At 73.4% G+C, this 26,768-nt stretch carries 18 protein-coding genes, 1 tRNA gene and 2 pseudogenes; 7 read left to right on the forward strand and 14 right to left on the reverse strand.

Going from position 1 to position 26,768, the window contains the following annotated elements; translation table 11 throughout:
* A partial coding sequence (locus tag ACFP3V_RS13325) for a TolB family protein (protein ID WP_380583195.1) occupies nucleotides 1-957 on the forward strand: 957 nt, incomplete at its 5' end.
* A gap of 50 nt (nucleotides 958-1,007) precedes the next feature.
* On the opposite strand, the gene ACFP3V_RS13330 is transcribed toward ACFP3V_RS13325, so the two are convergent.
* Complete coding sequence (locus tag ACFP3V_RS13330) at nucleotides 1,008-2,138, reverse strand: Cys-Gln thioester bond-forming surface protein (RefSeq protein ID WP_380583196.1); 1,131 nt, start codon at nucleotides 2,136-2,138, stop codon at nucleotides 1,008-1,010.
* Between the two features lie 420 nt (nucleotides 2,139-2,558).
* Between ACFP3V_RS13330 and ACFP3V_RS13335 the strand changes: the two genes are divergently transcribed.
* The 5 genes and pseudogenes from ACFP3V_RS13335 to ACFP3V_RS13355 all read left to right on the forward strand — a co-directional run bounded on the left by ACFP3V_RS13335 (nucleotide 2,559) and on the right by ACFP3V_RS13355 (nucleotide 6,747).
* On the forward strand, nucleotides 2,559-3,170 hold the full coding sequence (locus ACFP3V_RS13335; RefSeq protein ID WP_380583197.1) for an EF-hand domain-containing protein: 612 nt from the start codon (nucleotides 2,559-2,561) through the stop codon (nucleotides 3,168-3,170).
* A gap of 155 nt (nucleotides 3,171-3,325) precedes the next feature.
* Nucleotides 3,326-4,065: pseudogene (locus ACFP3V_RS13340) on the forward strand (phosphotransferase family protein).
* A 217-nt stretch (nucleotides 4,066-4,282) separates the two neighbouring features.
* Nucleotides 4,283-4,951 (forward strand): DUF4097 family beta strand repeat-containing protein, encoded by a 669-nt coding sequence (locus ACFP3V_RS13345; RefSeq protein ID WP_380583198.1) that lies wholly within the window; start codon nucleotides 4,283-4,285, stop codon nucleotides 4,949-4,951.
* 15 nt (nucleotides 4,952-4,966) lie between these two features.
* Nucleotides 4,967-5,959 (forward strand): ATP-binding cassette domain-containing protein, encoded by a 993-nt coding sequence (locus ACFP3V_RS13350; RefSeq protein WP_380583199.1) that lies wholly within the window; start codon nucleotides 4,967-4,969, stop codon nucleotides 5,957-5,959.
* Entirely contained in the window at nucleotides 5,956-6,747 is a 792-nt protein-coding gene (locus ACFP3V_RS13355) for an ABC transporter permease (RefSeq protein ID WP_380583200.1), read from the forward strand. The genes ACFP3V_RS13350 and ACFP3V_RS13355 overlap by 4 nt, the downstream gene beginning before the upstream one ends.
* A gap of 75 nt (nucleotides 6,748-6,822) precedes the next feature.
* Here the strand turns inward: ACFP3V_RS13355 and ACFP3V_RS13360 are convergent.
* From ACFP3V_RS13360 to ACFP3V_RS13415, 12 genes are all read right to left on the reverse strand, one after another.
* Nucleotides 6,823-6,896 (reverse strand) — tRNA-Thr (locus tag ACFP3V_RS13360).
* 64 nt (nucleotides 6,897-6,960) lie between these two features.
* Complete coding sequence (leuE, locus tag ACFP3V_RS13365) at nucleotides 6,961-7,632, reverse strand: leucine efflux protein LeuE (RefSeq protein ID WP_380583251.1); 672 nt, start codon at nucleotides 7,630-7,632, stop codon at nucleotides 6,961-6,963.
* A gap of 80 nt (nucleotides 7,633-7,712) precedes the next feature.
* Nucleotides 7,713-9,341, reverse strand: coding sequence for an alpha/beta hydrolase (locus ACFP3V_RS13370; protein WP_380583201.1), 1,629 nt, complete (start codon nucleotides 9,339-9,341; stop codon nucleotides 7,713-7,715).
* Between the two features lie 30 nt (nucleotides 9,342-9,371).
* Nucleotides 9,372-10,379: a hypothetical protein gene (locus ACFP3V_RS13375; RefSeq protein WP_380583202.1), complete on the reverse strand. Its 1,008-nt coding sequence runs from the start codon at nucleotides 10,377-10,379 to the stop codon at nucleotides 9,372-9,374.
* A gap of 236 nt (nucleotides 10,380-10,615) precedes the next feature.
* Entirely contained in the window at nucleotides 10,616-11,818 is a 1,203-nt protein-coding gene (locus ACFP3V_RS13380; protein WP_380583203.1) for a DNA polymerase III subunit delta', read from the reverse strand.
* An 82-nt stretch (nucleotides 11,819-11,900) separates the two neighbouring features.
* Complete coding sequence (gene tmk, locus ACFP3V_RS13385; protein ID WP_380583204.1) at nucleotides 11,901-15,677, reverse strand: dTMP kinase; 3,777 nt, start codon at nucleotides 15,675-15,677, stop codon at nucleotides 11,901-11,903.
* Between the two features lie 253 nt (nucleotides 15,678-15,930).
* A complete protein-coding gene (gene topA / locus ACFP3V_RS13390; RefSeq protein ID WP_380583205.1) occupies nucleotides 15,931-18,684 on the reverse strand; it encodes a type I DNA topoisomerase in 2,754 nt (917 codons plus the stop codon).
* 508 nt (nucleotides 18,685-19,192) lie between these two features.
* The gene (locus tag ACFP3V_RS13395; RefSeq protein ID WP_380583206.1) at nucleotides 19,193-19,612 is read right to left on the reverse strand and encodes a DUF3592 domain-containing protein; all 420 of its coding nucleotides are present in this window, start codon (nucleotides 19,610-19,612) and stop codon (nucleotides 19,193-19,195) included.
* 697 nt (nucleotides 19,613-20,309) lie between these two features.
* Nucleotides 20,310-21,860 (reverse strand): DUF7059 domain-containing protein, encoded by a 1,551-nt coding sequence (locus tag ACFP3V_RS13400; RefSeq protein ID WP_380583207.1) that lies wholly within the window; start codon nucleotides 21,858-21,860, stop codon nucleotides 20,310-20,312.
* Nucleotides 21,861-21,895: 35 nt separating this feature from the next.
* Entirely contained in the window at nucleotides 21,896-22,576 is a 681-nt protein-coding gene (locus ACFP3V_RS13405) for a small secreted protein (RefSeq protein ID WP_380583208.1), read from the reverse strand.
* A 169-nt stretch (nucleotides 22,577-22,745) separates the two neighbouring features.
* Nucleotides 22,746-23,231, reverse strand: a complete 486-nt coding sequence (locus ACFP3V_RS13410; protein ID WP_380583209.1) for an ATP-binding protein — start codon at nucleotides 23,229-23,231, stop codon at nucleotides 22,746-22,748.
* A gap of 113 nt (nucleotides 23,232-23,344) precedes the next feature.
* Complete coding sequence (locus ACFP3V_RS13415) at nucleotides 23,345-23,686, reverse strand: STAS domain-containing protein (RefSeq protein ID WP_380583210.1); 342 nt, start codon at nucleotides 23,684-23,686, stop codon at nucleotides 23,345-23,347.
* Between the two features lie 131 nt (nucleotides 23,687-23,817).
* Here ACFP3V_RS13415 and ACFP3V_RS13420 point away from each other — a divergent pair.
* Nucleotides 23,818-26,178 (forward strand): annotated as a pseudogene (locus ACFP3V_RS13420) (DEAD/DEAH box helicase); the annotation flags it as partial.
* A gap of 304 nt (nucleotides 26,179-26,482) precedes the next feature.
* Here the strand turns inward: ACFP3V_RS13420 and ACFP3V_RS13425 are convergent.
* On the reverse strand, nucleotides 26,483-26,768 hold a 286-nt coding region (locus ACFP3V_RS13425), incomplete at its 5' end, for an Rv3654c family TadE-like protein (protein ID WP_380583211.1).

A 26,768-nucleotide genomic window follows, 5' to 3' on the forward strand; every position in this document is an offset into this window, starting at 1 on the left:
ACCCTCACCGCCCTCGGCACCACCCTCGTCCTGCACGCCGCGGACCGGTCCCACGACGGAGGCACCGACGGCACGGTGACGGCGGGTCAGCTGAACCTCGACGACGATGGTCAGCTGCTCTTCCTGGACACCGCCGCAGGCACCCACCACGACGAGGTCGTCGCCGCTCATGCGGACGGCTCCCGCACCGGATCCGGCCTGGACTGCCTGCGCTTCTACGCCGCCGCCGGGACCGGCGTCTGCCTGCAGGCCCAACCCGGCGCGCTGCAGACGAGCTACCGGGCCCGCATCCTGGACGCGCGGCTGCGGACCGTGCGCAGCTTCCCCCTGGCGGGCGTCCCCAGCCGGGCCCGGGTCTCCCCCTCCGGCCGCTTCGCCGCCTGGACGGTGTTCGTGGGCGGCGAGTCCTACGGCTCCGCCTTCTTCTCCACCCGCACCTCGATCGTCGACACCCGCACCGGTCAACTCGACAGCACGCTGGAGGACTTCGCAGTCGACCTGAACGGCGCGCCGTACCGGGCCACCGACGAGAACTTCTGGGGCGTCACCTTCGCCGCCGACGACGACACCTTCTACGCCACCCTCGCCACCGGCGGCCGCACCTACCTGGTCAAGGGCAGTATCGGCCGACGCACCGTCAGCTCCGTCGGCGTCACCAACGTGGAGTGCCCCTCGCTCTCGCCCGACGGCACCCGGATCGCGTTCAAGCGACGGGTGCTGGGCTCGGCCGCGCTCTGGCACGAGTACGTGCTGGACCTGCGCACCCTCAAGCAGACACCGCTGGCGGAGTCGCACAGCGTGGACGACCAGGCCTTCTGGCTGGACGACCGGACGGTCGCCTACGCCCTGCCCACCCAGGGCGAGACCGGCAGCACCGACCTGTGGTCCGTGCCGGCCGACGGCAGCGGCACGCCCGCGCTGCTGGCCGGACATGCCGCTTCCCCGGCGCGGAGCTGAACTCCGCACTGGGGAAGCGTGGTTGATGGTGAATCAGGCCGCGGAGGCGATCAGGCGCCGTGCCGCGCGCCCTTGCGCTTGCGCATGAAGAACACGGCACCGCCACCGAGCGCCACCAGCGCGGCACCGAGACCGGCGATGACCGGGGTGGCGCTGGAGGCGCCGGTCGAGGCGAGCCCGCCGCCAGTGGAGGCCGAGGGGGACGCGGACAGTGTGGTGGTCACCCCGCCGCTCGCGGAGGCGGAGGCGCTCGCCGGGCTGCTCGGGGTGGCCGACGGCGTGGCGCTGTGGCTCGGGCTGGGCGAGGGGGAGCCGACCGGAACCGTCCACGAGGCCTTGGCCTGGGCGTCGACCTCGACCGGCTGGCTGCCGGCGAGGATCAGCGTCTGGTGCCGCTGGTCGCCGACGGCGTTGAAGGCCCGGCCGACGGGCAGGCTGGTGGTGGTGGAGGCGTCGATCTCGGCGCTGCCGGCGGCGGTCCCGGCGGGCACCTTGAGGTAGAGCTCGGTGCCGTCGTTCGCGGTGGAGACGGCCTGGCCGTTCTTGCCGACCAGCTGGACCCCGGCGGGGCCGTTGAGCTTCACGTCGACGGACTCGGCGTTGGTGGCGACCTTGATCGGCCCGAGCAGGTCCCCGCTGGCGCCCTTCACGGAGCCGGGGTTCAGCGCCAGCGCGGGCGCGGGCTCCTGCGGGGTGTCGGTGGCGTTGGCCTCCAGCCACTGGGCGACGGCGTCGGCCCGCTCGACGTCCAGGTTCCCGCCCCTGGGGTTGACGGCCTGGCCGTCGGCCTGGTCGGAGAACTTCCAGATCGCCAGCTGGGTGGCGACCGCGGCCTCCTGCTCGGTCAGGCCCGACACGTGGGCCTCGGCGGCCAGCGCGTCCAGACCCTTGACCGGGTAGCCGTGCTCCAGCACCCAGCGCACCTTGCTCAGGTCGGCGTCGGGCGCGGCCAGCGCCTTGTCCCAGCTGGTCTCGCGGTAGTGCACCGTGGGACCGGTCGGGTGCTTCAAGTCGATGCAGTAGACGGACAGTTCGGCGTCGCCGACCTGCAGCGTCATCAGCCCGGCCTCGACGTACTCGCCGTTGACCCTGGCCTCGCCCAGGACCTGGTGCTGGTCGACGAGGACCGCGTCCTGCGTGGTGTCCGCGTAGGCGGCGACCGAGCCGGCCCCCGTCGTCACCCCCGCTACGAGCAGCGCTGCCCCCAGCCGCGCTGCCGCCCTCCCGGATATACGAGTCATATGGGAATGGCCCTTTCTGTACTTGTGGCAGGCGGAGTCTAGTGAGGCTGACGTGTCCGCGGCACACCCGATCGGTGGGGTCTGGACCAGTTCACCCCCGCCGAAAGGGGGAGGCGCAGGGAGTTCAAACCCCCTGAAAGGGCAAAGCTTTGGCAATGCCGCCCTCGCTGCCAGGTCCACTGTCCGCCTTGCCCCGATTCGTCGGTAGCGGCCCGCAGCCCCGGATCGCAGCGCCCGCGTCCGCGCCCCCGATCTGAACCGATCGACGTGACGCAGGCGGCTCCGCACCCGGTCCCCGGGCCCGCTGCGCTACGGTGCGTCCTATCACCGGTAAGTGACGATCCGTCAGAAAGGGCCACGATGCCGGACGACCACGAGGACGACCGCTCGGGCGACCACACGGGGGACCACGGGGACGACCTGCTCGCCGCGAAGATCCGGTGGGGCTTCGACCACCTCGACGCCGACGGCGACGGGCAACTGACCGAGGGCGACCACGTCCTGATGGGCCACTTCGTCGCCCGTTCCATGGGATACGGTCCGGGCTCGGCCGAGGAGCAGCGGATCGTCGGCGCCTACGTGGACATCTGGCGCAAGCTGCACCTGCCCTTCCTGCCCGACGGAGCCGACGCGATCACCCGCGAGGACTTCCTGCGGTCCACCCGCTCGCTGGCCGACCGCCCGGAGGACGCCCGCGCCATCCTCGGCGCGCTGGGCGAGGCCTTCCTCGCCATCGCCGACCGCACCGGCGACCGGTCCGTGGACCCGGACGAGTTCTTCGCCTTCCAGCTCGGCCACTTCCCCCGGCTGACCCGCGAGTCCGCCGACGAGGCCTTCGCCCACCTGGACACCGACGGCGACGGCCGCCTCTCGGCAGAGGAGTTCGTCACCGCCATCATCGAGTTCTGGACCAGCCGGGACCCGGACGCCCCGGGCAACTGGTGGACCGGCAAGCCGGTGTTCGCACCGTAGTCCCGTGCCGGCGCGGGTTCGCGGGCTTCGACCGGGAGCGCGGGTTCGCGTGGGTTCGCGTCCGAAAAAAATCCGGCGACGGGCGCGGCGTTGCGGGGACAGTGGACGCCATGGATAGCAGTGGGACGCCATCGGTCGCTCTGGCCGAGGACGAGATGGATGAAGTCGAGGTCGTCGTCGCCCACTCCGAGCGGGCGACCCTGCGTGTCGGCGGCGTCTTCCTGAAGGTGGACGCGGACCAGGCGCGCCTCGACACCGAGGTCGCGGCGATGGCCCTGGCGCCCGTCCCGACCCCGGAAGTCCTGTGGCGCAAGCCGCCCGCGCTCGCTCTCGCGGCCGTCCCGGGGACGGCGCTCGGCCTCCTCGGCCGGCCGTCGCCCGCGTCACCGGCGGCGTGGGCCGCGGCCGGTGCGGCCATCCGCAAGCTCCACGATGCACCACTGCCGCCCTGGCCCGGCCGCCCCCTGGACGCCTGGGCGACGGATCTCGACCGCGAGTGCGACTGGCTCGTGACGAACGGCGTCCTGCCGGCCGAACTGGTCGCCCGCAACCGCGAGATCGCCGAGGCGGCGCTCCGCCCGTGGACCCCGTGTTCGCGCACGGCGACCTCCAGCTCAGCCACGTGTTCGTGGACGGCGACGAGGTCACCGGCATCATCGACTGGTCCGAGGCGGGCCCCGGGGACCCCCTGTTCGACCTGGCGATCCTGACCCTCGGACACCCCGGGCACCTCGCCGACGTCGTCGCCGGCTACGGCGCCGCCGTCGACCTCGACGTGGTCCGGGCCTGGTGGTCGCTGCGCAGCCTGCTGGCGATCCGCTGGCTGGCCGAGCACGGCTTCGACCCGGCGGCACCCGGTTGCGAGATCGACGTGCTCAGGGCGGCCCGGCTCTGACGCCACGCAGGCGTGGTGTGCCTGGTCGGCATAGCATTCATCCCTTGCCATTGCAACGGGCGGCATGGGAGGCCATTGCGTTAGAAGCTAGCCCATTGCAATGATTTCCTGGCTATTGCCTGCGGTTTCTACTCCTTGGCGCAACGACGTCGTTGCCAACTTCGCGAATGCAACGTAGCGTTTCCCACATCGGAAACAGCGATCCAAGGAGCGCACGATGCAGAGCTTCGCCACCCCCGCCCCCGTCTCCGCCGTCCTCGACATCCCGGCCGCTCGCATCCGGGTCGTCGCCGCAGAGCGGGACACCACCACCGTCGAGGTCCTGCCGGCGGACCCGGCCAAGAGCCGGGACGTGAAGGCGGCCGAGCAGATCACCGTCGACTACGCCGACGGCGTGCTGCGGGTCGAGGCCGCGGCACCGCAGAGCCGGATCCTCGGGCCGTCCGGATCCGTGCAGGTGACCGTCCAACTCCCCGCCGGGTCCCGCCTCGTGGCGAAGACCGCGAGCGGCGCCCTCCGGAGCGCCGGCCCCCTCGGGGACGTCGCCTTCGAGGGACAGCAGGCGACGGTCGAGCTCGACGCGGCCGGGAGCGCCCGACTCGCCCTCATGGCAGGTGACGTGACGGTCGGTCAGCTCGGCGGCCACGCCGAGATCAGCACCCAGCAGGGCGACATCCGGATCACCGCGGCCGCCGGCGGCACGGTCCGCCTGCAGACGCAGGCCGGCGACATCGAGATCGGCGCCGCCCCGGGCGTCTCCGCCTCCCTGGACGCCGCCACCGGTCACGGCCGCACCCGCAACTCCCTCCGCAACGACGGCGGCACCGCCGCCCTCGACATCCACGCGACCACCGCCCACGGCGACATCACCGCCCGCAGCCTGTAACGAGGAGCTCCTCCCATGACCGACCTGGCCATCGCGGCGAACGGACTGCGCAAGTCCTACGGCGACAAGCTCGTGCTCGACGGCATCGACCTGGCCGTCCCCGAAGGAACGATCTTCTCCCTGCTCGGGCCCAACGGCGCCGGCAAGACCACGGCCGTGAAGATCCTCTCGACCCTCCTCCCTCCCGACCCCGCCGGCGGCAGCATCCGCGTCGGCGGCCACGATCTCCTCACCGATCCGCAGGCCGTGCGCGCGGCCATCGGCGTCACCGGGCAGTTCTCCGCCGTCGACGGGCTGATCACCGGCGAGGAGAACATGCTCCTGATGGCGGACCTGCACCACCTCCCCAAGCGGGAGGGCCGGCAGGTCGCCGCCGACCTGCTGGAGCGCTTCGGCCTCACCGACGCCGCCAGGAAGCCCGCCTCCACCTACTCCGGCGGCATGAAGCGCCGCCTCGACATCGCCATGACGCTGGTCGGCAGCCCGCGGATCATCTTCCTCGACGAGCCGACCACCGGCCTCGACCCGCGGTCCCGCCACAGCATGTGGCAGATCATCCGCGAGCTCGTCGCGGGCGGCGTCACCGTCTTCCTCACCACGCAGTACCTGGAGGAGGCCGACGAACTCGCCCACCGCATCGCCGTCCTGCACGACGGCAGGATCGCCGCGGAGGGCACCGCCGAGGAGCTGAAGCGTCTCGTCCCGGGCGGCCACGTGCAGCTCCGCTTCACCGACCCGGCGACGTACCAGGGCGCCGTCTCCGCCTTCGGCACGGCGTCCCGGAACGACGAGACCCTCACCCTGCAGGTCCCGAGCGACGGCAGCCAGCGCCAACTGCGCGCCGTGCTCGACCGGTTGGACTCGGCCGGCATCGAGGCCGACGAGCTCACCGTGCACACCCCCGACCTCGACGACGTCTTCTTCGCCCTGACCGGCGGCGCCGCCGCCGTCCCGGCCCAGAACGACCAGCCCGACCGCCCCGACCAGCCCAAGGAGGCCGTCCGATGAGCTCCTTCTCCCTCGCTGTGCGCGACTCGTCGACCATGCTGCGCCGCAACCTGCTGCACGCCCGGCGCTACCCGTCGCTCACGCTGAACCTGTTGCTCACGCCGATCATGCTGCTGCTGCTCTTCGTCTACATCTTCGGCAACGCCATGAGCGCCGGCCTCGGCGGCGGTGCCCACGGCCGCTCGGCTTACCTCGCCTACATCGTCCCGGGCCTGCTGCTGATGACCATCGGCAGCACCGTGGTCGGCACGGCGGTCTCCGTCTCGAACGACATGACCGAGGGCATCATCGCCCGCTTCCGCACCATGGCGATCCACCGCGGCTCGGTACTCGTCGGACACGTCGTCAGCAGCGTGCTGCAGTCCGTCGCGAGCGTGGTCCTCGTCGGCGCGGTGGCCGTGGCACTCGGCTTCCGCTCGACCGACGCCACCGTCCTGGAGTGGCTCGCGGCCTTCGGTCTGCTGGTGCTCTTCGCCACGGCACTCACCTGGATCGCCGTCGGCATGGGCCTGATCAGCCCGAACGCCGAGGCCGCCAGTAACAACGCGATGCCGCTGATCCTGCTGCCCCTGCTGTCCAGCGCGTTCGTCCCGGTCCACGCGATGCCGGGCTGGTTCCAGCCGATCGCCGAGTACCAGCCCTTCACCCCCGCCATCGAGACGCTCCGCGGCCTCCTCCTCGGCACCGGCATCGGCCACAACGGCTGGCTCGCCGTCGCCTGGTGCGTGGCCCTGGCGGTCCTCGGCTACTTCTGGGCCACCGCGAAGTTCGACCAGGCCGCCGGGTGACCCGGGACCTGTCCCCACCCCGCACGAACGCCGAAGGCCCAGCTCAGAGCTACTGAGCTGGGCCTTCGTCAGGTGAGCCGCCTTCGGGATTCGAACCCGAGACCTACGCATTACGAGTGCGTTGCTCTGGCCAACTGAGCTAAGGCGGCGAACGGGAGACAGTCTACACAGATCTTGGGGGTGGTTTAGCCACCCCCTTCCGGAGGCCCCTGCTCAGCCCGCCGATGCGGTGGCGAGCTTGGCGGCAAAGCCGATGAAGAGGGCGCCGACGCCGGTGGTGAGGGTGGCGGAGAGACGGCGGCGGCGGCGGAAGGCGTTGGCCAGGGTCGTGCCCGCCAGGATCAGCGCGGAGAGGTAGAGGAAGGAGAAGAGCTGCAGCGTCGCCCCGAGGACGGTGAAGGAGAGCTCCGGCTGACCGTAGGAGGGATCCACGAACTGCACGAAGAAGGAGAGCAGGAAGAGGATCGCCTTCGGGTTCAGCAGGCTGATGATCAGGGCGCGGCGGAACGGGCGCTCCCCGTCCGTCGTGGGCGCGGGGCTCTCCGGGGCGGAGGCGGATTCCGCGGTCACCGCGGTCGTGCGGTTGCGCCACAGGGCCAGCGCCGAGCGGAGCATGTTCCAGCCGATCCACAGCAGGTAGCAGGCGCCGATCGCCTTCACCACGTCGAAGACCAGCGGCGTGGCCCGCAGCAGCGAGGCCGCGCCCAGCGAGGTCAGCAGGATCAGCGTGGTGTCGCCGAGGAAGACTCCGGCCGCCGCCCGGTAACCGGTGCGGACGCCCTTGCGGGCGGCGACGGAGAGCACGTACATGGAGTTGGGGCCGGGCAGCAGGACGATGAGCAGCGCGCCCAGGACATAGGTGGCGTAGTGGGTGACCCCGAGCACGGCGATCCTTCCTCGGTGCATGGCATGCAGTGCGATGAAAGGATTGTCGCAGGGTTTCTCCCCTTACAGCCACACCCTTTTCACGAGCAGACCTTGCCCTTCGCCGGGACCTTGCCCTGGATCAGGTAGTCGTCCACCGCCTGGTCGATGCAGTCGCTGCCGCGGGCGAAGGCCGTGTGACCGTCGCCGTTGTAGCTCAGCAGCACGCCCGAGGAGAGCTGCGCCGCCAGCGAACGCGCCCAGGCGTAGGGGGTGGCCGGGTCCCGGGTGGTGCCGACGACGACGATCGGAGCCGCGCCGGCGGCGGCGATGGTGTGCGGTGCGCCGGTCGGCTTCACCGGCCAGGACGAGCAGGACAGACCGGCCCAGGCCAGCGTCGTGCCGAAGTGCGGGGAGGCCGCGCGGAACGCGGGCAGCTGCTCCCGGACCACTGCCGGGCTGGTCGAAGCGGGGGGCAGGTCGAGGCAGTTGACGGAGGCGTTGGCGTACATCAGGTTGCTGTAGCTGCCGTCGTTGTTGCGCTCGTAGTACTGGTCGGAGAGGTTGAGCAGGCCGGCGCCGTTGCCCTTCACGGCCTGGGTGAGCGCGTTGCGCAGCTCCAGCCACTGGCTCTGGTCGTACATGGCGGCGATGACCCCGGTCGTGCCCAGCGCCTCGTCGAGCTTGCGGGACTGGCCGGTCGGCAGCGGCTTGCGGTCGAGCGAGAGGAACAGAGCGTCGAGCTTCCGCCCCGCCTCGGCGGTGCTGGTGCCCAGCGGGCAGCCCTGGCGTTTGACGCAGTCGGCGGCGAAGGCCTGGAAGGCGACCTCGAAGCCGCCCGCCTGCTGGCTGTTCAGCTGGTAGGCGTTGAGCGCCGGGTTCATCGCGCCGTCCAGCACCATCCGGCCCACGCGGGAGGGGAACAGGCCTGCGTAGGTGGCGCCCAGGAAGGTGCCGTAGGACTTGCCCAGGTAGTTGAGCCTGGCGTCGCCCAGCAGGGCGCGCGCGATGTCCATGTCGCGGGCCGACTCGACGGTGCTGACGTGGCCGAGCAGCTTGCCGGAGTGCTTGGCGCAGCCCTCCGCGAAGTTCTTGTCGGCCGCCACCAGGGTGTTCACCTCGGCGTTGTCGTCCGGGGTGGTGTCGACGGCGGTGAAGGCGTCCATCTGCTGGTCCGTCAGACAGGTCACCGGCGTGCTACGGGCCACGCCGCGCGGGTCGACGCCGACGATGTCGTAGGCCGCGCGCAGCAGCGGCGGGAAGGCGAGCGCGGCGTACTCGGCGTAGTCGACGGCCGAGCCGCCCGGGCCGCCGGGGTTGATCAGCAGCGAGCCGATCCGCTTGACACCCTGGCCGGTCGCCCGCTTCCGCACGGCGGAGAGGGAGATGTCCCCGGCGGTGGGGTGGTCGTAGTCGAGCGGCACCTTGAAGGTGGTGCACTCGTAGTTCTGGTCGCAGCTGTGCCAGCTCAGCTTCTGGCTGTAGTACCGCTGCAGCGCCGCGGGGATCGCGGCGGGCAGCGGCTGCAGCGGCGTCGCCCCGGCAGCGGCGGTCGCACCCGTGCTCGCGCCGCTGCTCGGCGTCGCGGCGGAGTCGGTCGAGGCCGTGCTGCTCGACGCCCCGGCGGAGGCGGCGGGCTTCGCCGCGCCGGAGGTGCAGCCGGAGAGTGCGAGGGCTGCACAGGCGAGAGCGGCCAGAGCGGAGACTCCGGCGGAGCGGGTGCGGGTCATCGGTACCTTCGGTTCCCTTGCTGGTGAGGGTTACTGAGCTCGCGGCCGGGTCTGCGCGGCCGCCGCCGCGAACTGCTCTGTCAGATAGTTTGCCGCCAAGCGGACCAGTCTGGGGCGCTCCCGATCCGGCGTCAGATCGCGCACGACGTAGGACAGTCGAACGCCCGAGGCCAGGGCGGTGCGGAGGTGTCGGCCGTCCGCCTGCGCGGCGGTGTCGCGGTGGGCGGCGGCCAGCAGCAGCCGCACCCGCGGATCGGGCCGGACGGACGTCAGCCCGGGGAGCCGGGCCGAGAGCACGGCCGTGGCCGCGTACCGCAGGGGCGCGGCCAGCTCGGCTCGGGCGGCGCAGCCGCCCCCCGGCGAAGCGAGGGCAAGCTGCGCCCACGCCCGGGGATGCGGATCGACGCTGAACCGTCGTCCGAGGGCGTCGCGCAACCGCTGCTCGGCGGCGGGCGCGGTGGCGGCACAGGGGTCGTCCGGCGCGACGGCGACGAAGGCGTTGCTGTGCCCGGCGGCGACGGCCGCCGCAAGCCCCTGCCAGACCTGCGGCAGGGCGCTGTGCGGGGCCCGGACCAGGAGCGTCTGCAGATGCAGGCCGCCGTGCCCGGGGTACTGCGCGGGCAGCCAGACCGTGATCGGCGTGACGTCCCCCGGCAGCGTCCCGTGGTACAGCCGGCCGCCGGCCGCGCCGGGGAGGGCGACGAGGCGCGGGGTGGGTGGGGAGGCGGCGGCGCGGGTGGGCAGCGGGGCCCGGTGGTCGGCAGGGGCGGTGGTGGCCGCGTCCGCGGCAGGGTGGGCGACGGCGGGGACGGGTGACGCTCCGTCAGAGCCCCCCGCCCAGGCGAGCGGGGCGGACAGACCGGCGACCCCGACGACGCCCGCGAGCACGGCACGGGTCACGACGCCGGCGTAACGGGGCGTCAACTCGTAGACCAGGCCCGCTCGTTCCTCCCGCAGCCGGGTCAGCGCGCCCCCCGCGAGGGCTACCGCCCCGGTGACTCCAGCCGCCGCGATGATCGCACTCCACCACACGCCCATCCCGGGGGGATCCCCGCGAGGCACAGCAAGATCACCCATCCCCCGCGCACGTCACCCGGGTGGAGCAGTTGCAGAGCCCTGACAGGGGCGCGAGGACCGCCCGCCCGGCCCACCGCCCACGGAGGTTCGACCCGCAGAGGGGGCCGGACCTCCGTGGGTGGTGGGTTGCTCGCGCAGTCCCTCGCGCCCCCGTCAGGGCGGGGGGTGCCCTCAGCGCCCTGGCGGGGCCCGCAGGTTCAGGCCGCGCGCAGGGTGGTCGTCATGGCTTCCAGAGCCAGAAGCGGAGCGACATTGCGGTCGATGGCCTCGCGGCACGCGAGAATCGCCTCGATGCGGCGCAGGGTCGTCTCCGGCGAGGAGGTCTGGGCGACGCGGGAGAGCGAGGCGCGCTGCTCCTCGTTCGCCAACTCGCCCTGGACGCCGAACTGCAGGGCCAGCACGTCACGGTAGTACCCGGCGAGGTCCAGCAGGGCCAGGTCGAGGCTCTCGCGCACCAGCCGCTTCGCGCGGCTCTTCTGACGGTCCTCCAGGTCCTTCATCGCGCCCGCCGTCCCGCGCGGCATGCGGCCGCCCGCGCCGGAGGCCGCGCCGAGCGCGGCGCGCAGCTCCTCGGTCTCCTTGGCGTCCAGCTCCTCGGTGACCTGCTTGGCGTCCTCCTCCGCCGCGTCGACCAGCCGCTGGGCGGCGGCCAGGCAGGCGCCCAGGTCGGCCACGCGCAGCGGCAGTCGGAGCACCTCCTCGCGCCGGGCGCGGGCCTCCGGGTCCTGGGCCAGGCGGCGGGCCCGGTCGATGTGCCCCTGGCTGGCCCGCGCGGCGAAGGAGGCCATCACCGGGTCGACGCCGTCGCGGCGCAGCAGCATGTCCTCCACCGCGGGGACGCTGGGCGTGCGCAGCACCAGCAGCCGGCACCGGGAGCGGATGGTAGGCAGCAGGTCGTCCACCGAGGGCGCGCACAGCAGCCAGACCGTGCGCGGGGACGGCTCCTCGACCGCCTTGAGCACGGCGTTGGCCGCCTGCTCGGTGAGCCGGTCGGCGTCCTCCAGCAGGATCACCTGCCAGCGGCCCCCGCTGGGGAACATGGATGCCCCGCGCACCATCTCGCGCGTCTCGCCGACGCCGATGCTCAGCTTCTCGACGCTGACGACGTTGACGTCGGCATGGCTGCCGACCAGCGTGGTGTGGCAGCCGTCGCAGAAGCCGCAGCCGGGGACCCCTCCCAACTCCAGGTCGGGCGAGGTGCACTGGAGCGCGGCGGCGAAGGCGCGGGCCGCGGTGGCCCGGCCGCTGCCGGGCGGACCGGTGAACAGCCAGGCATGCGTCATGCCCGATGCCTCGGCCGGCGAGGCCTCACCGGCCGCCACCGCGCGCGCGGCACGGGCGGCGCCGACCAGCTGCTCCACCACCTGGTCCTGGCCCACCAGGTCGTCCCACACGCTCACGCCGGGCTCCGCTCGTCCATCACTTCCGCCAGGTTAGCCGCCGGGACCGACAAAGCCCCGGCGGCCGAGGCACAGCACCGGCTCAGCGGCCGCGCTCGCGGCGACGACGCTCCGCCTCCGCCTCCTCCGCGTCCGCCTCGGACTCGGCCTGCTCGGCGGCCGCCTGCCACTGTGCCCACTCCTCGCGGGTGCCGAGCAGCTCGTCGGTCAGCGAGAGCGGGTCGTCGAGCGGCGTGGCCTCCGCCCACTCGTAGCGGCCGGTGCCCGACGGCGCCTGCGGGCGCGGCGTGGGCAGCTCCTGTGTGCGCTCGCCACCAGGCTCCGGGCGGAACAGCCAATCGGGCACGCTGTCCTGCACGCTCTCCGCGCTGCGCGGAGTCGCCTCACGCCAGGCGCGCGGCAGGGAGGAGTCGGTGGGGACGGCGGGGAGTTGGGCGGTCTCGGTCTCGTCGCGGTCCTCCGCCTTCCGTCCGCGCAGAGCGCGCTTGAGGCGTCCGCCCAGTCCGCCGCCCTCGGGAGCGGCCGGCTCGGGCGCGGGCTGGGCGGGCGCGGGCGCGGGCTCCGTCGCCGGGACGACGGGCAGCACGGCGGTCTCGTCGGCGGGAGCCGGTCCGGACGCCGCGGGCTTGCCCACGACCGGCGGACGAGAGGGGATCGGCGGCACGGCGGGCAGGACCCTCGTCGCCTCGGCGTCGGAGGGCCGGGCAGCCGATCCCCCGTCAGCACCCGCGCCTCCGGCATCCGAGCCGGGCCGTTCGGCTGCGGCGGGCCGACCTGACGTCGCGTCGCCGTCGGCGGAGCGCGCGGCCGGCCCGGTGGCCGGACCGCCCGCGGAGCCTTCCGGAGCGTCGTCAACGCCCGTCGAGGGGGCGGAAGCTGCCGCTTCGTCAGCCTGCTCACCGCGAGCAGCCGGGGTGTCCGCGTCGGCGGGCCGGACCGCCGGGCTCGGACGCCTCGCCGGGGCCTGTGCCGGTACGTCCTCCTGCGCCTCCGCCGCGGGTGACGCCTCCGGCGTCGCTGACGTCCCGTCACCGTCCGTGGGTGCGGGGGCCTGCGTGGCATCGGACGCACCGGTTCGCCTGGTCCCGGCGGTGCTCTGCGGACGGCCCTCCGGTTCCGGTATCGCGGGCAGGACAGCCGTCTCGTCGGCGTCCGCGCCCGGGTGCGCCTGCTCGTCCGGGGCAACCGGCAGCACGGTCGTCTCGTCGGCCGGGGAGACGACCGGCATGACCGTGGTCTCCGCGTCCGCGGACTCCGTCCGCTTCCGCTCCGCCTCGCGCTTGCGCGCGAGTTCGGCCAGGCGGGCGGTCTCCGCGAGAGCGGCGGCGCGGGCGGCCTCCTCGACCAGGCGCCGCTGTTCCGCCTCGGCGGCCGCGCGGGCCTGCTCCGCCTTGCGCCGTGCCTCGGCCTCCGCCGCGAGGCGCTGCTGCTCCGCCTTCCGGCGGGCCTCCGCCTCGGCGGCCAGGCGTTCCTCCTCGGCGGCACGCCGGGCTGCCTCCGCCTCGGCCTTGCGACGGGCGGCCTCCGCCGCCTGCCGCGCGGCCTCGGCCGCCTTGCGGTCCTCCTCCGCCTTGCGGGCCTTCTCGCGCTCCTCTTCCTCCAACCGCAGCCGCTCCAGCAGGGCCTGGCGCTCGCGCTCCGCGCGCTCCTCCTCGGCCTTGCGGCGCGCCTCCTCCTCCAGCCGCCGCTTCTCGGCCTCCGCGGCGAGCCGCGCCTGCTCCGCCAGTGCCGCCTTCTCCTGCTCGGAGAGCGGGAGTTCACGGTCCAGCCGGTGGCGGATCGCCTGGGTGACCGCGCCCGGGGCCTGCCCTGCGTCCACGACCAGGTAGCGCGCCGGGTCGGCGGCCGCCAGGGCCAGGAAACCGGCCCGCACCCGCGCGTGGAACTCGGCCGGCTCCGACTCCAGCCGGTCCAGCGCCTCGGTGAACCGCTCGCGGGCCGTCTCGGGGGACACGTCCAGCACGACCGTCAGGTCGGGCACCAGACCGGCCGTCGCCCAGGTGTTGAGCCGGGCGATCTCGGTCGCGGCCAGGTCGCGGCCCGCGCCCTGGTAGGCGATGGAGGAGTCCATGTACCGGTCGGTGATCACCACCGCGCCGCGCTCCAGGGCGGGGCGGATGACGGAGTCCACGTGCTCGGCCCGGTCGGCCGCGTACATCAGGGCCTCGGCCCGGTGCGAGATGCCGGTGTTGGCGACGTCCAGCAGCATCGCGCGCAGTCGCTGGCCGATGCCGGAACCGCCGGGCTCGCGGGTGACCACCACCTCGTGGCCCTTGCCGCGGATCCACTCGGCCAGCGCTGCCGCCTGGGTGGACTTTCCGGCGCCGTCACCGCCCTCGAGGGCGATGAAGTACCCGGTCCCGGCCCGGTGGGGCGCGGGAGCCGGGCCGCCCCGCAGGGCGTCCCACACGTCCTTGCCGAGCATCGCCGTACCGCGGCGGTCGTCGGTGCGGAAGTAGAGGACGACGGAGTAGACCAGTGCCAGGAGTCCCGACACCGCGACCGCGAGACCGGCGCCGCTGTGGTCCCAGGTCAGCGTGGTGCCGTGGAACTGCTCGGCGCCGAAGGCCGCACCCACCAGGGGGGCGGCGACCAGGGCGAGCCCGACGCCGAAGCGGACCATCGCGTGCAGGTGCTCGTCCACCCGCGGCTGCCGGGCCTCCTCGGTCTCCTGGGCGAGCAGCACGCGCCCGGTGCGGAAGGCGACGCCGCCCGCGACGCCGGCGAGGGTCAGCAGCACCAGCGAGAGCACGTAGTCACGGACCAGTCCGCCCAGGATCAGCGCCAGACCGGCGGTGCCGAGGGCCAGCGGCAGCAGCCGGCGCCGCGTCAGACCCGGCAGCAGCGGCCGGGCGAGGCGCAGGCCGAGCAGCAGTCCGGCGGTCAGCCCGAGAAGCAGCAGACCGTACCCGACCGGCCCGGCGCCCATGTCGTGGGCGTGCGGATAGGCCACGGCGGCCGCGGCGGCCAGCACGGCAGCGGCACCGGTCGCGGCGAAGGAGAAGAGCACGGAGCTGCCGGTGCGCCCGCGCCTGCCGTCGCGGCGCGGGGTGGCGTCGGCGGGCGCGCGCAGGTGCTCCAGTGGAGAGTGCGGCGCGGACGGCTGCGCGGCGGCGTCGGGCAGCTCCTGCGGGTAGAGCAGGCCGGCGGCGAGCGCGAAGAGAGCGGCTGCGCCGAGCGCGGGCACGGTGACCTGATGCGCCGTCAACCAGCCGATGCCGTGGCCGAGTCCGTCGTTGACCAGGGCGAGCACGACCAGGAGTGCGGCGGCGAGCGGCACGGTGCCGTAGCCGCTGCGGCGGTCGACGTACCGCAGGACGGGCCGCTGGTCCGGCGCGGGCACGCCGGGCGAGGTGGTGCCGGGGAGCAGCTGCTCCGCCACGGACTCGCGGGCGACGTTCCAGACGCGCTCGGCGGCGCCGAGCGCGAAAATGCTGACGAGCAGCCAGATCCACGCGTCCGCAGGGGTCCAGACGCTCCAGAAGGGCGCGACCCCGGTCAGCGCCGCGCTGAGCCCGGCAGAACCGAGCAGCACCCAGCGACGGTCGGCGCGGTGCAGCAGCTGGGCGAGCGGCCCGAGCGCGAGCACGCCGAGAACGAGCGTCGCGGCGAGCCGGGCACCGAAGGCGGCGGCCAGCGCGAAGAGGAGGGCGCGGTAGCCGCCCCCCAGCACGTCGTGGGCGGACTCCGAGCTGACCGCGTCCACGGTCAGGACGGTGAGGACGAGCAGCGCGAGTCGGTCGGCGGTCCCGCCTGCGAACTGCACCTGCCAGAACCGGCGGTAGGCGGGCAGTCGCAGCAGCGCGCGGGCGCGCTCCGCGGGCGCGCCGAGGGGCGGGTGTCGGTCAACGCTGGTCATGTCGTCAGCCTAGCCGTGGGCACGGACGCTCAATCCCCGTACGGCCCGTGCCATGACAGGGCTGTGACCGATCGCGCACCTGTTCTCCACGAGAGCCACCGTCAGGGGCGCGAGGAATCCCCCGCCCTTCGGGCGGGAGGTGCCCCCAGCGCGAGCAACTCACCACCCACGGAGGTCCGTCCCCGTCTGCGGGACGAACCTCCCCGAGTGGTGGGCCGCTCGCGCAGTGCCTCGCGCCCCTGACGGGCTGCGGCTACTTCTTCGCGGCGGTCTTCTTCGCCGTTGCCTTCTTGGCAGTTGCCTTCTTGGCAGTTGCCTTCTTGGCCGCCGTCTTCTTCGCCGGGGCCTTCTTCGCGGCCTTCTTCACCGGGCCCTTGGCCCGCTTCTCGGCCAGCAGCTCGTACCCGCGCTCGGGCGTGATCGTCTCGACGTCGTCGTCCCGCCGCAGCGTCGCGTTGGTCTCGCCGTCCGTCACGTAAGGACCGAAGCGGCCGTCCTTGACGACCACCGGGCGCTCGCTCACCGGGTCCGTGCCCAGCTCCTTCAGCGGGGGCTTCGCCGCCGCGCGTCCGCGCGCCTTGGGCTGGGCGTAGATCGCCAGCGCCTCCTCCAGCGTCACGGTGAACATCTGCTCCTCGGACTCCAGCGAGCGCGAGTCCGTGCCCCGCTTCAGGTACGGCCCGTAGCGGCCGTTCTGCGCGGTGATCTCGACGCCCTCGGGGTCCGTGCCGACGACCCGCGGCAGGCCGAAGACCTTGAGCGCGTCCTCCAGCGTGACCGTGTCCAGGTCCATGGACTTGAGCAGCGAGCCGGTCTTCGGCTTCACCGCGTTCTTGCCGGTCTTCGGGACGTCGTCCGGCAGCACCTCGGTGAAGTAGGGGCCGTAGCGGCCGGCCCTGGCGACGATCATGTAGCCGGTGTCCGGGTCCGGGCCCAGCTCGCGGTCGCCGCTCGGCTTGGCCAGCAGCTCCTCCGCGATCTCCGGGGTCAGCTCGTCGGGGGCCATGTCGTCGGGCACGTCCGCCCGCTTGTCCTCGCGCTCGACGTAGGGGCCGTAGCGGCCGACGCGCAGCACGATGCCGCTGTCGCCGACGGGGAAGGAGGAGATCTCCCGGGCGTCGATCGCGCCCAGGTCGGTGACCAGTTCCTTGAGGCCGCCCAAGTGGTCGCCGTCGCCGTTGCCGGCGTCGGCGGCCGCACCGGCGTCCTCGCCCTCGCCGAAGTAGAAGCGCTTGAGCCAGGGCACGGACTCGGCCTCGCCGCGGGCGATGCGGTCGAGGTCGTCCTCCATCCGGGCGGTGAAGTCGTAGTCGACCAGGCGGCCGAAGTGCTCCTCCAGCAGCCGGACCACGGCGAGCGCCAGGAAGGACGGGACCAGGGCGGTCCCCTTCTTGAAGACGTAGCGCCGGGCCACGATGGTGTCGATGATCGCCGCGTAGGTCGACGGGCGGCCGATCTCGCGCTCCTCCAGCTCCTTGACCAGCGAGGCCTCGGTGTACCGCGCCGGAGGCTTGGTGGCGTGGCCGTCCGGGTTGATCTCCTCCGCGCGCAGGCCGTCCCCCTCGGCGACCGGGGGCAGCCGGCGCTCGCGGTCGTCCAGCTCGGCGTCCGGGTCGTCGCGGCCCTCGACGTAGGCCTTGAGGAAGCCGTGGAAGGTGATGATCTTTCCGGACGCGGAGAACTCGGCGTCGCGGCCGTCGGCCGAGCGGCCACCGACCTTGACGGTGACCGACTGGCCGACCGCGTCCTTCATCTGGGACGCGACCGTGCGCATCCAGATCAGCTCGTAGAGCCGGAACTCGTCGCCGGTCAGCCGGGTCTCGGCCGGGGTGCGGAAGCGGTCGCCGGAGGGGCGGATGGCCTCGTGCGCCTCCTGCGCGTTCTTCACCTTGCCGGCGTAGACGCGGGGGGCGTCCGGCAGGTAGTCGCGGCCGTACAGCTGCTCGACCTGCGCCCGGGCGGCGGTGACCGCCGTGTCCGAGAGCACCGTCGAGTCGGTACGCATATAGGTGATGAAGCCGTTCTCGTACAGGCGCTGGGCCACGTCCATGGTCCGCTTGGCGCCGAAGCCCAGTTTGCGGCCCGCCTCCTGCTGGAGGGTGGTGGTCCGGAAGGGGGCGTAGGGCTGTCGGCGGTACGGCTTGGACTCGACGCTGCGGACCCGGAACTCGGCCTGGGCCAGGCCGGCGGCCAGCTGCCGGGCCGCGTTCTCGTCCAGGTGCAGGACGCCTGCGGTCCGCAGCTGCCCGCGCGAGTCGAAGTCGCGGCCGGTGGCGACGCGCTTGCCGTCGACGGCGGAGAGCCGGGCGCCGAAGGTCCCGGGGTCGCCGCCGTCGGTGCCCTTGCCGGAGTCGAAGACGGCGGTCAGGTCCCAGTAGGACGCGGAGCGGAACGCCATCCGCTCCCGCTCGCGCTCGACGACGAGCCGGGTCGCGACGGACTGGACACGGCCCGCCGAGAGCTTCGGCATGACCTTCTTCCACAGCACCGGCGAGACCTCGTAGCCGTAGAGGCGGTCGAGGATGCGGCGGGTCTCCTGGGCGTCGACCAGGCGCTTGTTGAGTTCGCGCGGGTTGCGCACGGCCTCCTGGATCGCGTCCTTGGTGATCTCGTGGAAGACCATCCGGTGGACCGGCACCTTGGGCCGGAGCACCTCCTGCAGATGCCAGGCGATGGCCTCGCCCTCGCGGTCCTCATCGGTGGCGAGGAAGAGTTCGTCGGCCTCCTTGAGCAGCGACTTGAGCTTGGAGACCTGCGCCTTCTTGTCCGAGTTGACCACGTAGATGGGCTCGAAGTCGTGCTCCACGTCGATGCCGAGGCGGCGGACCTCGCCGGTGTAGCCCTCGGGGACCTCGGCGGCGGTGCCCGGGAGGTCGCGGATGTGCCCGACGCTCGCCTCGACCACGTAACCAGGGCCGAGGTAGCCCTTGATCGTCTTCGCCTTGGCCGGCGACTCGACGATGACGAGTCGCCGTCCGTCGCGTGCGGTCTCGCTGCTCGGGGACACCTTCGCTCTTCTCTCCCGGTCGGATCAGGGGTCGGCCGCCGCACTCGCGGGGACCGGGACCGGATGAACGGTCCTGACTGCGGAGTGTGACCGCACCCTGGTCCCCCTTGTCAAACGGACGGTCGCGTCCATGTGCCACTCGAACGGTAACCCGGCGGTCGCTGTTCCCGCCGTCCGGGCTCCCGGGCGAACAGCCGGATCATAGGACTGTCGCGTACAGAGCGAGCTCGGATTGAGATCTTTCCGGCGTTTCCGGGTCCATTCGGCCGCAATGTGTCTGCCGACAGTGCTATGCGCCCCGGGCGGGGGCGCTGGTGGTGCCCCCAGCCGAAGGCTGGGGGAGGAACTGCGCAAAGGGCCCACCACTCGGGGAGGGTTCGTGCCGCACAGGGGGTCGAACCCGGCGGGTGGTGGCCGTTCGCGGTGGGGCACCTCCCGCCGTGGGGGTGCCCCCGGCCGAAGGCTGGGGGAGGGTGGTGGATCCTCGCGCCCTGGGGCCAGAGCTCGACTACAGGGCGGCGGAGATCAGGAGGGTCCCGCAGGCGGCGAAAGCCGCGCCGAGGAGCAGCCAGAAGACATCGCTTCTCAGCTGGCGGCTGCCCTCCACGGTGACGTACGTGGGCCGCGAAGGGTCGTACGCGACGGCGACCAGCGTGTCTGCCGCGAGCGCCGGCGTACGCCGGATCGTCGTCCAGCCACGGGGGCGCGTGACGACCTCGCCGTGCCCCTCGGCATGGAAGCTCAGCAGCGGGGCCGTGTCCGGGTGGTCCCCGGTGACGGCAGGGTCGGCGAGGACCCGGGCCATCCCGCTCGCGCCCCGGCGCTGCAGCACCCAGCGGGCGCGCATCTCGCTGCCGCACCACCACAGCACACCGCAGCCGAAGACCGTGAACCACGCCCCCGTGAACACGCCCAGTGGAGTCCCCACGTCTTCCGCCCCTGTGCCTCGCCACCCGGAAAGTACGGTCGTCACACTGGCAGCGGACGCGCAACACCCGTCGCACGTACGGCGTACGACGGACGAAGCAGAGGTGAACGACCGTCAGTTCCCGACGACACCGTCACCCCCAGGCTGTGGACAGGCAGTCGAACACCGCAGCACGCAACCGCCCGCAAGGGTGACAGCGGAGACCAGCAGTCCGTTGCCGGCGCAGGCCGACGTAGGCCGACGTAGGCCGACGTGAGGCAGCAGCCGCCCGGCCGGGAGTGCGACCCGGCGGCGCGGGCTGAACAGGACCGCCCCCACGTGCCGTTCCGGCGCTCGCTGGCCACGGGCCATGGCGCTCCCGTGGACCCCGCCACCGAGGCGGCCGGGATCGCGTCGCTGAGAACGGGGAACCGGTCGTGCGCAAGGCCCAGTTGGCGTCCAGGCAGACGCGGAACAGCAGTTGGAACAGCGGGCCGGTGAGCAGGCGCCCGGAAACACGGTGGCGAGGTCCGGTTGGACAGCGCCCGGTAGGCCAACTGGCCGCCGAGGCCCACGAGTCGGCGGGCCATCTTGTGCTGGTAGGGCGCCAGGGGCCTGCGGGCCGGCTTGGCCAGGTGCAGGCTGCGGTGCAGCGTCTACAGCGGGCTCGCGGCGAGCCGGGGCCGGGTGAGGGCGGCGTCGCCGAGGGACATCCGGATCACGCGACCGGCTCCAGGAAGCCTTGCTCCACCAGCAGGCGGATCTGCGCGGGGGTGCGGTCCCGGAGCACCACCGGGTCCTCCTCGATGAGGTGGGCGATGGCGTCCAGGATCTCCCCGGCGGTCAGGGTTCCCTCGCAGGCGCCGACGAACCCGGCGCCGACCGTGTCGACCTTGGTGGCCCGGCGCATGCCCCGGTTCTGACGGAGGATCACGTGCTGCGGGTCCTCGGTGCCGGGCAGCCCCACCTGCTCCTGGACCACCTCGTCGGCGAGGACGTAGCGGGCCGCCAGCAGCGCGGCGTCGTCGTGGGTGCGCAGGAAGTCCTGGCGGTCGAACCAGGACGCGATGGCGGGGCCGAGCGGCTGCTCGACCGGATGCGGCCACTCCTCGGCGACGACGACCGGCGCGGCGCCCTCGGGAGCCCGGCGCAGGGTGATCCAGCCGAAGCCGACGGCCTCGACCTTGGCCGCCTCGAAGGCGTCCAGCCACTCGGCGTAGCGGGCCTCGTAGGCGTCCCGGTCGCCGAGGTGGTCCCCGCCGTCGCGCAGCCACAACTCGGCGTACTGGTAGACGTCCTGGGCCTCGCGCTGGACGATCCACGCGTCGCAGCCGGTCCCGGCGAGCCAGCCGGAGACGCGCTCACGCCAGTCCTCGCCGCGCACGTGCTGCCAGTTGGCGAGCAGCTGGCACCAGCCGCCGGGTTCCAGCCGGGCGCCGACGCCGGCGACCAGGCGCCGGCACAGCTCGTCCCCGGCCAGGCCGCCGTCGCGGTAGGTGAACCGTCCGGCGGGGGAGATGACGAAGGGAGGGTTGGAGACGACGAGGTCGAAGCGCTCGTCGGGGGCGACCGGCTCGAAAAGGCTGCCCTCGCGCGTCTCGACGCGGTCGGCGAGGCCGCTCAGCCCGGCGCTGAGCCGGGTGAAGTGCAGGGCCCGGGGGTTGACGTCGGTGGCGACGACGCGCCCGGCGTGCCGGGCGGCGTGCAGGGCCTGGACGCCGGATCCGGTGCCCAGGTCGAGGACCCGGCGCACCGGCTGACGGACCGTGATGTTGGCGAGGGTCGTCGAGGCTCCGCCGACGCCGAGCACCAGTTCGCCGCGCGGCACGCCCTGGTCGGTGGCGTGCCCGGAGCCGATGCCGCCCGCTCCGCCGACGGCGCAGCCGAGGTCGGAGACGATCCAGGCGTCCGAGCTGCCGGACTCGCCGGCGTTGTCGTTGGCGTAGGGCCGGATGTCGACGCGGGCGCGGCCCCGGTCGCCGTCGGCGGCCAGCCAGCCGTCCGCGACGGCGGCGGCGACGGGCAGCCCGGCGGCCGTCGCGGCCTCGGCGGTGACCGGCCGCTGCAGCAGGAACAGCCGGATCAGCGTGGCCAGCGGACCGCCGTCAGCGGTCGCCCTCAGGGCGGGCACGCTCTCGCTGCGGGCGAGCGCGGCGTAGGCGCCCGCGCCCAGCAGTTCCAGGCACCCGTCGGCGGTGAAGCCCGCCTGCAGGAAGCACTGGCGCAGCGCTTCGATGGTCTCCGGCCGTTCGCTCACACTCTCGCTCACGGCCCCATTCTCGCCGACGACCGGCCGCCGTCCCGTCAGGACGGCGACGACGCCGGCGCGGCGGATCGGGAGGAGCCGGCGTGGGAGGCGCCGGCGCGCGGCGCGGCGGAGTGGGACGGGACTGAGGCGGAGGCCGACCGGGCGTCGGTCGGGGCGGGCGCGGCCGTGCCGGCCGAGCCGGCGGAGCCGGAACAGCCGGGCTGCTTGGCCAGGGCGGCGCCCAACTCGCCTGTCTGCAGCTTCTTCAGAGCGGTGTTGGAGAGGGCGGCCAGCTGGGACACCTGGTCGCTGACGCCCTTGAGCCCGGAGGCGAACCGGGCCTGATCCTGCGAGGGCAGTGCCTTCACGTCGGCGGCGGCCTTGGTGTAGCCGCCGGCGGCCTGGTTGAGCTCGCTGACGGCATCGGCCTGGAGCGCGGTCCCGTTGTCGGTCTTGGGCGCACCGGCCTGCTGAACCGCTTGGGCGATCCGGGAGTTGGCGGTCGCCAGCGCGGTGAAGTCGGCGGCGAGACGGTTGGCGAGCGCGGCCGGGGACTCCCCCTGCTTGACCGCGCCGGTGTCCGCCTGGGCGGCGTTCGCCGCCTCCACGGGGGCCTTGATGCCCGAGCAGACGCTCTGGGCCCAACCGTCGAGCGCGGGGCCGTTCCCGCCGGAGCAGGCGCTCAGCCCCGCGAGGGCGGCTCCGACCACGGCCAGCGACATCCACGACTTCACCATGGCCGTCGAACCTACACCACGGCCCCAGCGGGACGCGGAGGCCCGGCACGGACGGGTTCCCGGCCGGGCGCCCGCGCGGCCCAAGTCAGCTGCGCGGGCAGGAAACCGGCGGCTGTGCAGCGCCGCAGGTGCGCCGGTCGGCGACCCCCAGGGACGGAGATCAGGGTCCTCAGGGGCGGAAGCCGGGGGCCGTCACGGGCCAGCTCATCCGGAGCACCCCCGCCCCGTCCCCCTCGTTCACCAGCGCCACGTCGTCGACCAGGCCGCTGATCAGGGCGAGGCCCATCGCGTCGTCCGCCGCGTCACCGTTCAGGGGCGCGGGGACGCCCACCGCCTCGCCGACGCCGTCCTCGACCTCGATCAGGAACCTGCGTTCCTGCTTCACCAGCTTGACCAGGACCGGCTCGTCCAGGCCCTTCCGCTGATGCAGACCCACAGCGCGGGAGCATGCCTCACCGACGGCGAGGCGGACCTCGTCGAGGACGGACTCGTCCACCCCCGACTGCCGGGCCACCGCCGCCGCGACGAGTCTCGCGGTGCGCACGTGGGCGGGGAGGGCGCTGAAGCGCAACTCCACCGTGGCCGGATCCTGGTCGACAGCGGCCCCCGGCCGGCCCTGGGCCGTCGCTAGTTCTTCTGCTTCGTCGGTCGGCATGAGTCCTGGCCCCCAGAGAGGATTCGGCGGCGGCGGATTGTGCTGCCGAGCCGGGAAGCGGGCGCAGGGCGGCGACGCCGCGGCGGACGCCGTGCGCAGGCTTCCCTGCTCGGTCAGTCGGTCGCGGCGACGGCCTCGTCCACAGAGCTGTGGATCGGGAACACCTTGGTCAGTCCGGTGATCCGGAAGATCTTGAGGATGCGCTCCTGGTTGCAGACCAGGCGCAGCGAGCCCTCGTGCGCACGCACCCGCTTCAGCCCGCCGACGAGGACACCGAGCCCGGTCGAGTCCAGGAAGTCCACGCCTTCCATGTCCACGATCAGGTGGTAGTGACCCTCGTTGACCAGCTCGACCAGCTGCTCGCGCAGCTTCGGGGCGGTGTACACGTCGATCTCGCCGCCCACCTCAACGACCGTGCGGTCACCGACGTTGCGGGTCGACAGGGACAGGTCCACGGAACCTCCAGCACCTTGCCTTGCTTCCATGCCGATTGCGGGGCCTGTTACCCCGTTGCACGGCCGCGATGGCATTCAACCACTTAACGCGAGGGCAGGACGACGGCTTGCAGTGAATCTCCGTCACCCGGATGCCAGACTTGACGTCGATGAAGCCGCATGCCGAACCGCCCGCGGCCGTTCTCGGCCGACTGACGGAGGGCCGAGGACGGCAAGATCGCCTCACCCATACGGAGCACCTGCCCGCTCGCCCGGCCCGCTATGCGGACTGGCCCAAGTCGCTTCGTCCGGAAGTTCTGGACGCCGCGCGGGCCTGCGGCATCGAGCGGCCGTATCTGCACCAGGCGGAAGCCGCGAATCGGGCACTTCAGGGCGAAAGTGTGGTGATCGCCACAGGCACCGCCTCGGGCAAGTCGCTCGCCTATCTGGCTCCGGTACTGAGCGCCCTGCTGGACGGCACCGAGGCGCGCAACGGCCGTGGGGCGACGGGCCTCTACCTCGCCCCGACCAAGGCGCTGGCCGCCGACCAGCTGCGCCGGATCAACGAACTGCGGACCGCCGGCAAGGACGGTGGCCTGGACCGCGTCCGTGCCGCCGTCTACGACGGCGACACGCCCTTCGAGGAGCGCGAGTGGGTCCGGCAGCACGCGGCCTACGTGCTGACCAACCCCGACATGCTGCACCGCGGCATCCTGCCCGGACACGCCCGCTGGTCCACGTTCCTCAGGTCGCTCAGGTATGTCGTGGTCGACGAATGCCACAGCTACCGGGGCGTGTTCGGCTCGCACGTGGCCCAGGTGCTGCGCCGGCTCCGACGGCTGTGCGCCCGCTACGGGGCCGACCCGGTGTTCCTGCTCGCCTCCGCCACCGTGGCGGAACCCGCGGTCAGCGCCGGGAGACTGACGGGCCTTCCGGTCGCGGAAGTGACCGAGGACGGCTCGCCGCGCGGCGACACCGTCTTCGCGCTGTGGGAGCCGCCGCTGACCGAGCTGACCGGCGAACGCGGGGCGCCGGTGCGGCGTTCGGCGACCGCCGAGGCCGCGGACCTGCTCACCGACCTGGTGCTGGACCGGGTGCGGACGGTGGCCTTCGTGCGATCCCGGCGCGGGGCGGAACTGATCTCGGTCATCGCGCAGGAGCGGCTGACCGAGGCGGTGGGCTCGAGCGAGGCCCGGCGGGTCGCCGCCTACCGTGGCGGCTACCTGCCGGAGGAACGCCGGGCGCTGGAGCGGGCCCTGCACTCCGGACGGCTGCTCGGGCTCGCCTCGACCAGCGCCCTGGAGCTGGGCGTGGACGTCTCCGGCCTGGACGCCGTGCTGCTGGCCGGCTACCCCGGCACCCGTGCGTCGCTGTGGCAGCAGGCCGGTCGCGCGGGCCGTGACGGCCAGGGCGCGCTGGCGGTACTGATCGCGCGGGACGACCCGCTGGACACCTACCTCGTGCACCATCCCGACTCCCTGTTCCGACGACCGGTCGAATCGACCGTGCTCGACCCGGACAACCCCCATGTGCTGGCTCCGCACCTGTGCGCGGCGGCCCAGGAACTGCCGCTCACCGAGGCGGACTTCGCCCTCTTCGGCCCCTCGGCGCCGATCCTGGTCCCGCAGCTGGAGCGGCGCGGCCTGCTCCGGGGCCGCCCCGGCGGATGGTTCTGGACCCGGCGCGAGCGGGCCGCCGACCGCGTCGACATCCGCGGCGAGGGAGGGGCCCCGGTGCGGGTCGTGGAGGCGGACACCGGCCGCCTGCTGGGCACGGTGGACGCCGGCTCGGCGCACACGACCGTGCACACCGGTGCGATCCACCTCCACCAGGGTCGGACCTACCTGGTACGGGAGTTGGACCTGGAGGACGCGGTCGCCCTGGTCGAGGAGGCCAACCCGCCCTACTCGACCGTGGCCCGGGACACCACGTCGATCTCCGTGCTCGGCACGGACGAGCAGGTGCCCTGGGGCGAGGCCACGCTCAACTTCGGCTCGGTGGAAGTCACCAACCAGGTCGTCTCCTTCCTGCGTCGACGGCTGGTGACGAACGAGATCCTGGGCGAGAGCAAGCTGGACCTGCCCCCGCGGACGCTGCGGACCCGGGCGGTCTGGTGGACCGTCACCGAGCAGCAGTTGGAGGACGCGGGCATCCTGCCCGAGGAACTGCCCGGCGCGGCGCACGCGGCGGAGCACGCGTCGATCGGCCTGCTGCCCCTGTTCGCGACCTGCGACCGCTGGGACATCGGCGGCGTGTCCGTCCCGCTCCACCCGGACACCGGCCTGCCCACGGTCTTCGTCTACGACGGCCACCCGGGCGGCGCGGGCTTCGCGGAACGCGGCTTCCACGAGGCGCGGCGCTGGCTGTCCGCCACGCTGCAGGCGATCACCTCCTGCGAGTGCGAGCGGGGCTGCCCCTCCTGCATCCAGAGCCCCAAGTGCGGCAACGGCAACGACCCGCTCGACAAACCCGGCGCCATCCGCCTGCTGCAGCTACTGCTGAGCGGCGCCCCGGGAGCGAGCTGACGCTCCGTCAGGCCAGCCTGGCCCGCCCCCCGTGGGGGCGGGACGAAGGCCCGCAGCAGGGCGAGGCCCCGGCCAGGCCCCGGTGGAGCCGGTCCGGCCCCGGCGGGCCGGGTCGGCTCGGGATCACCCCGTGCGGGGATCAGGTCGGGTCGCGGGGCCGCCCCCACGGCCAGGCCGAGGCAGGCACCCCCAGTCAGGCCCCGGCCAGGCCCCGGCCAGGCCCCAGTCACTGCTGCCACGGCCACGTCCACGGCCGGCCCGACGACGGTGCTGATGAAGGGCCGCCCCACCCTCAGGTCGGGGCCAGGGAAGACGGCAGGTCACCGGGCGTCAGCGGGGCGGAAAGAGGCCCGGCCCGGGCGCGCGCGTGGGCGGGTGGGAAGCCGGGGAGGGAGGGGGCGTCGACCGCGACGACGACGGAGTCCTGCACGGCGTCGTCGGACACCGTGCAGGAGACCAGCCGGGCCCCGTGTGCCGCGGCCACTCGGGCCGCCTCGCCGCACGCGACCCCCGGAGCCAGAAGCAGGCGGCCGCCGGCCGCGAGCGCGGCGAGGTCCGCCGCCGACTCCGCACGGGGG

The sequence above is a fragment of the Streptacidiphilus monticola genome, assembly GCF_042658505.1.
Classification (GTDB): Bacteria; Actinomycetota; Actinomycetes; order Streptomycetales; family Streptomycetaceae; genus Streptacidiphilus; species Streptacidiphilus monticola.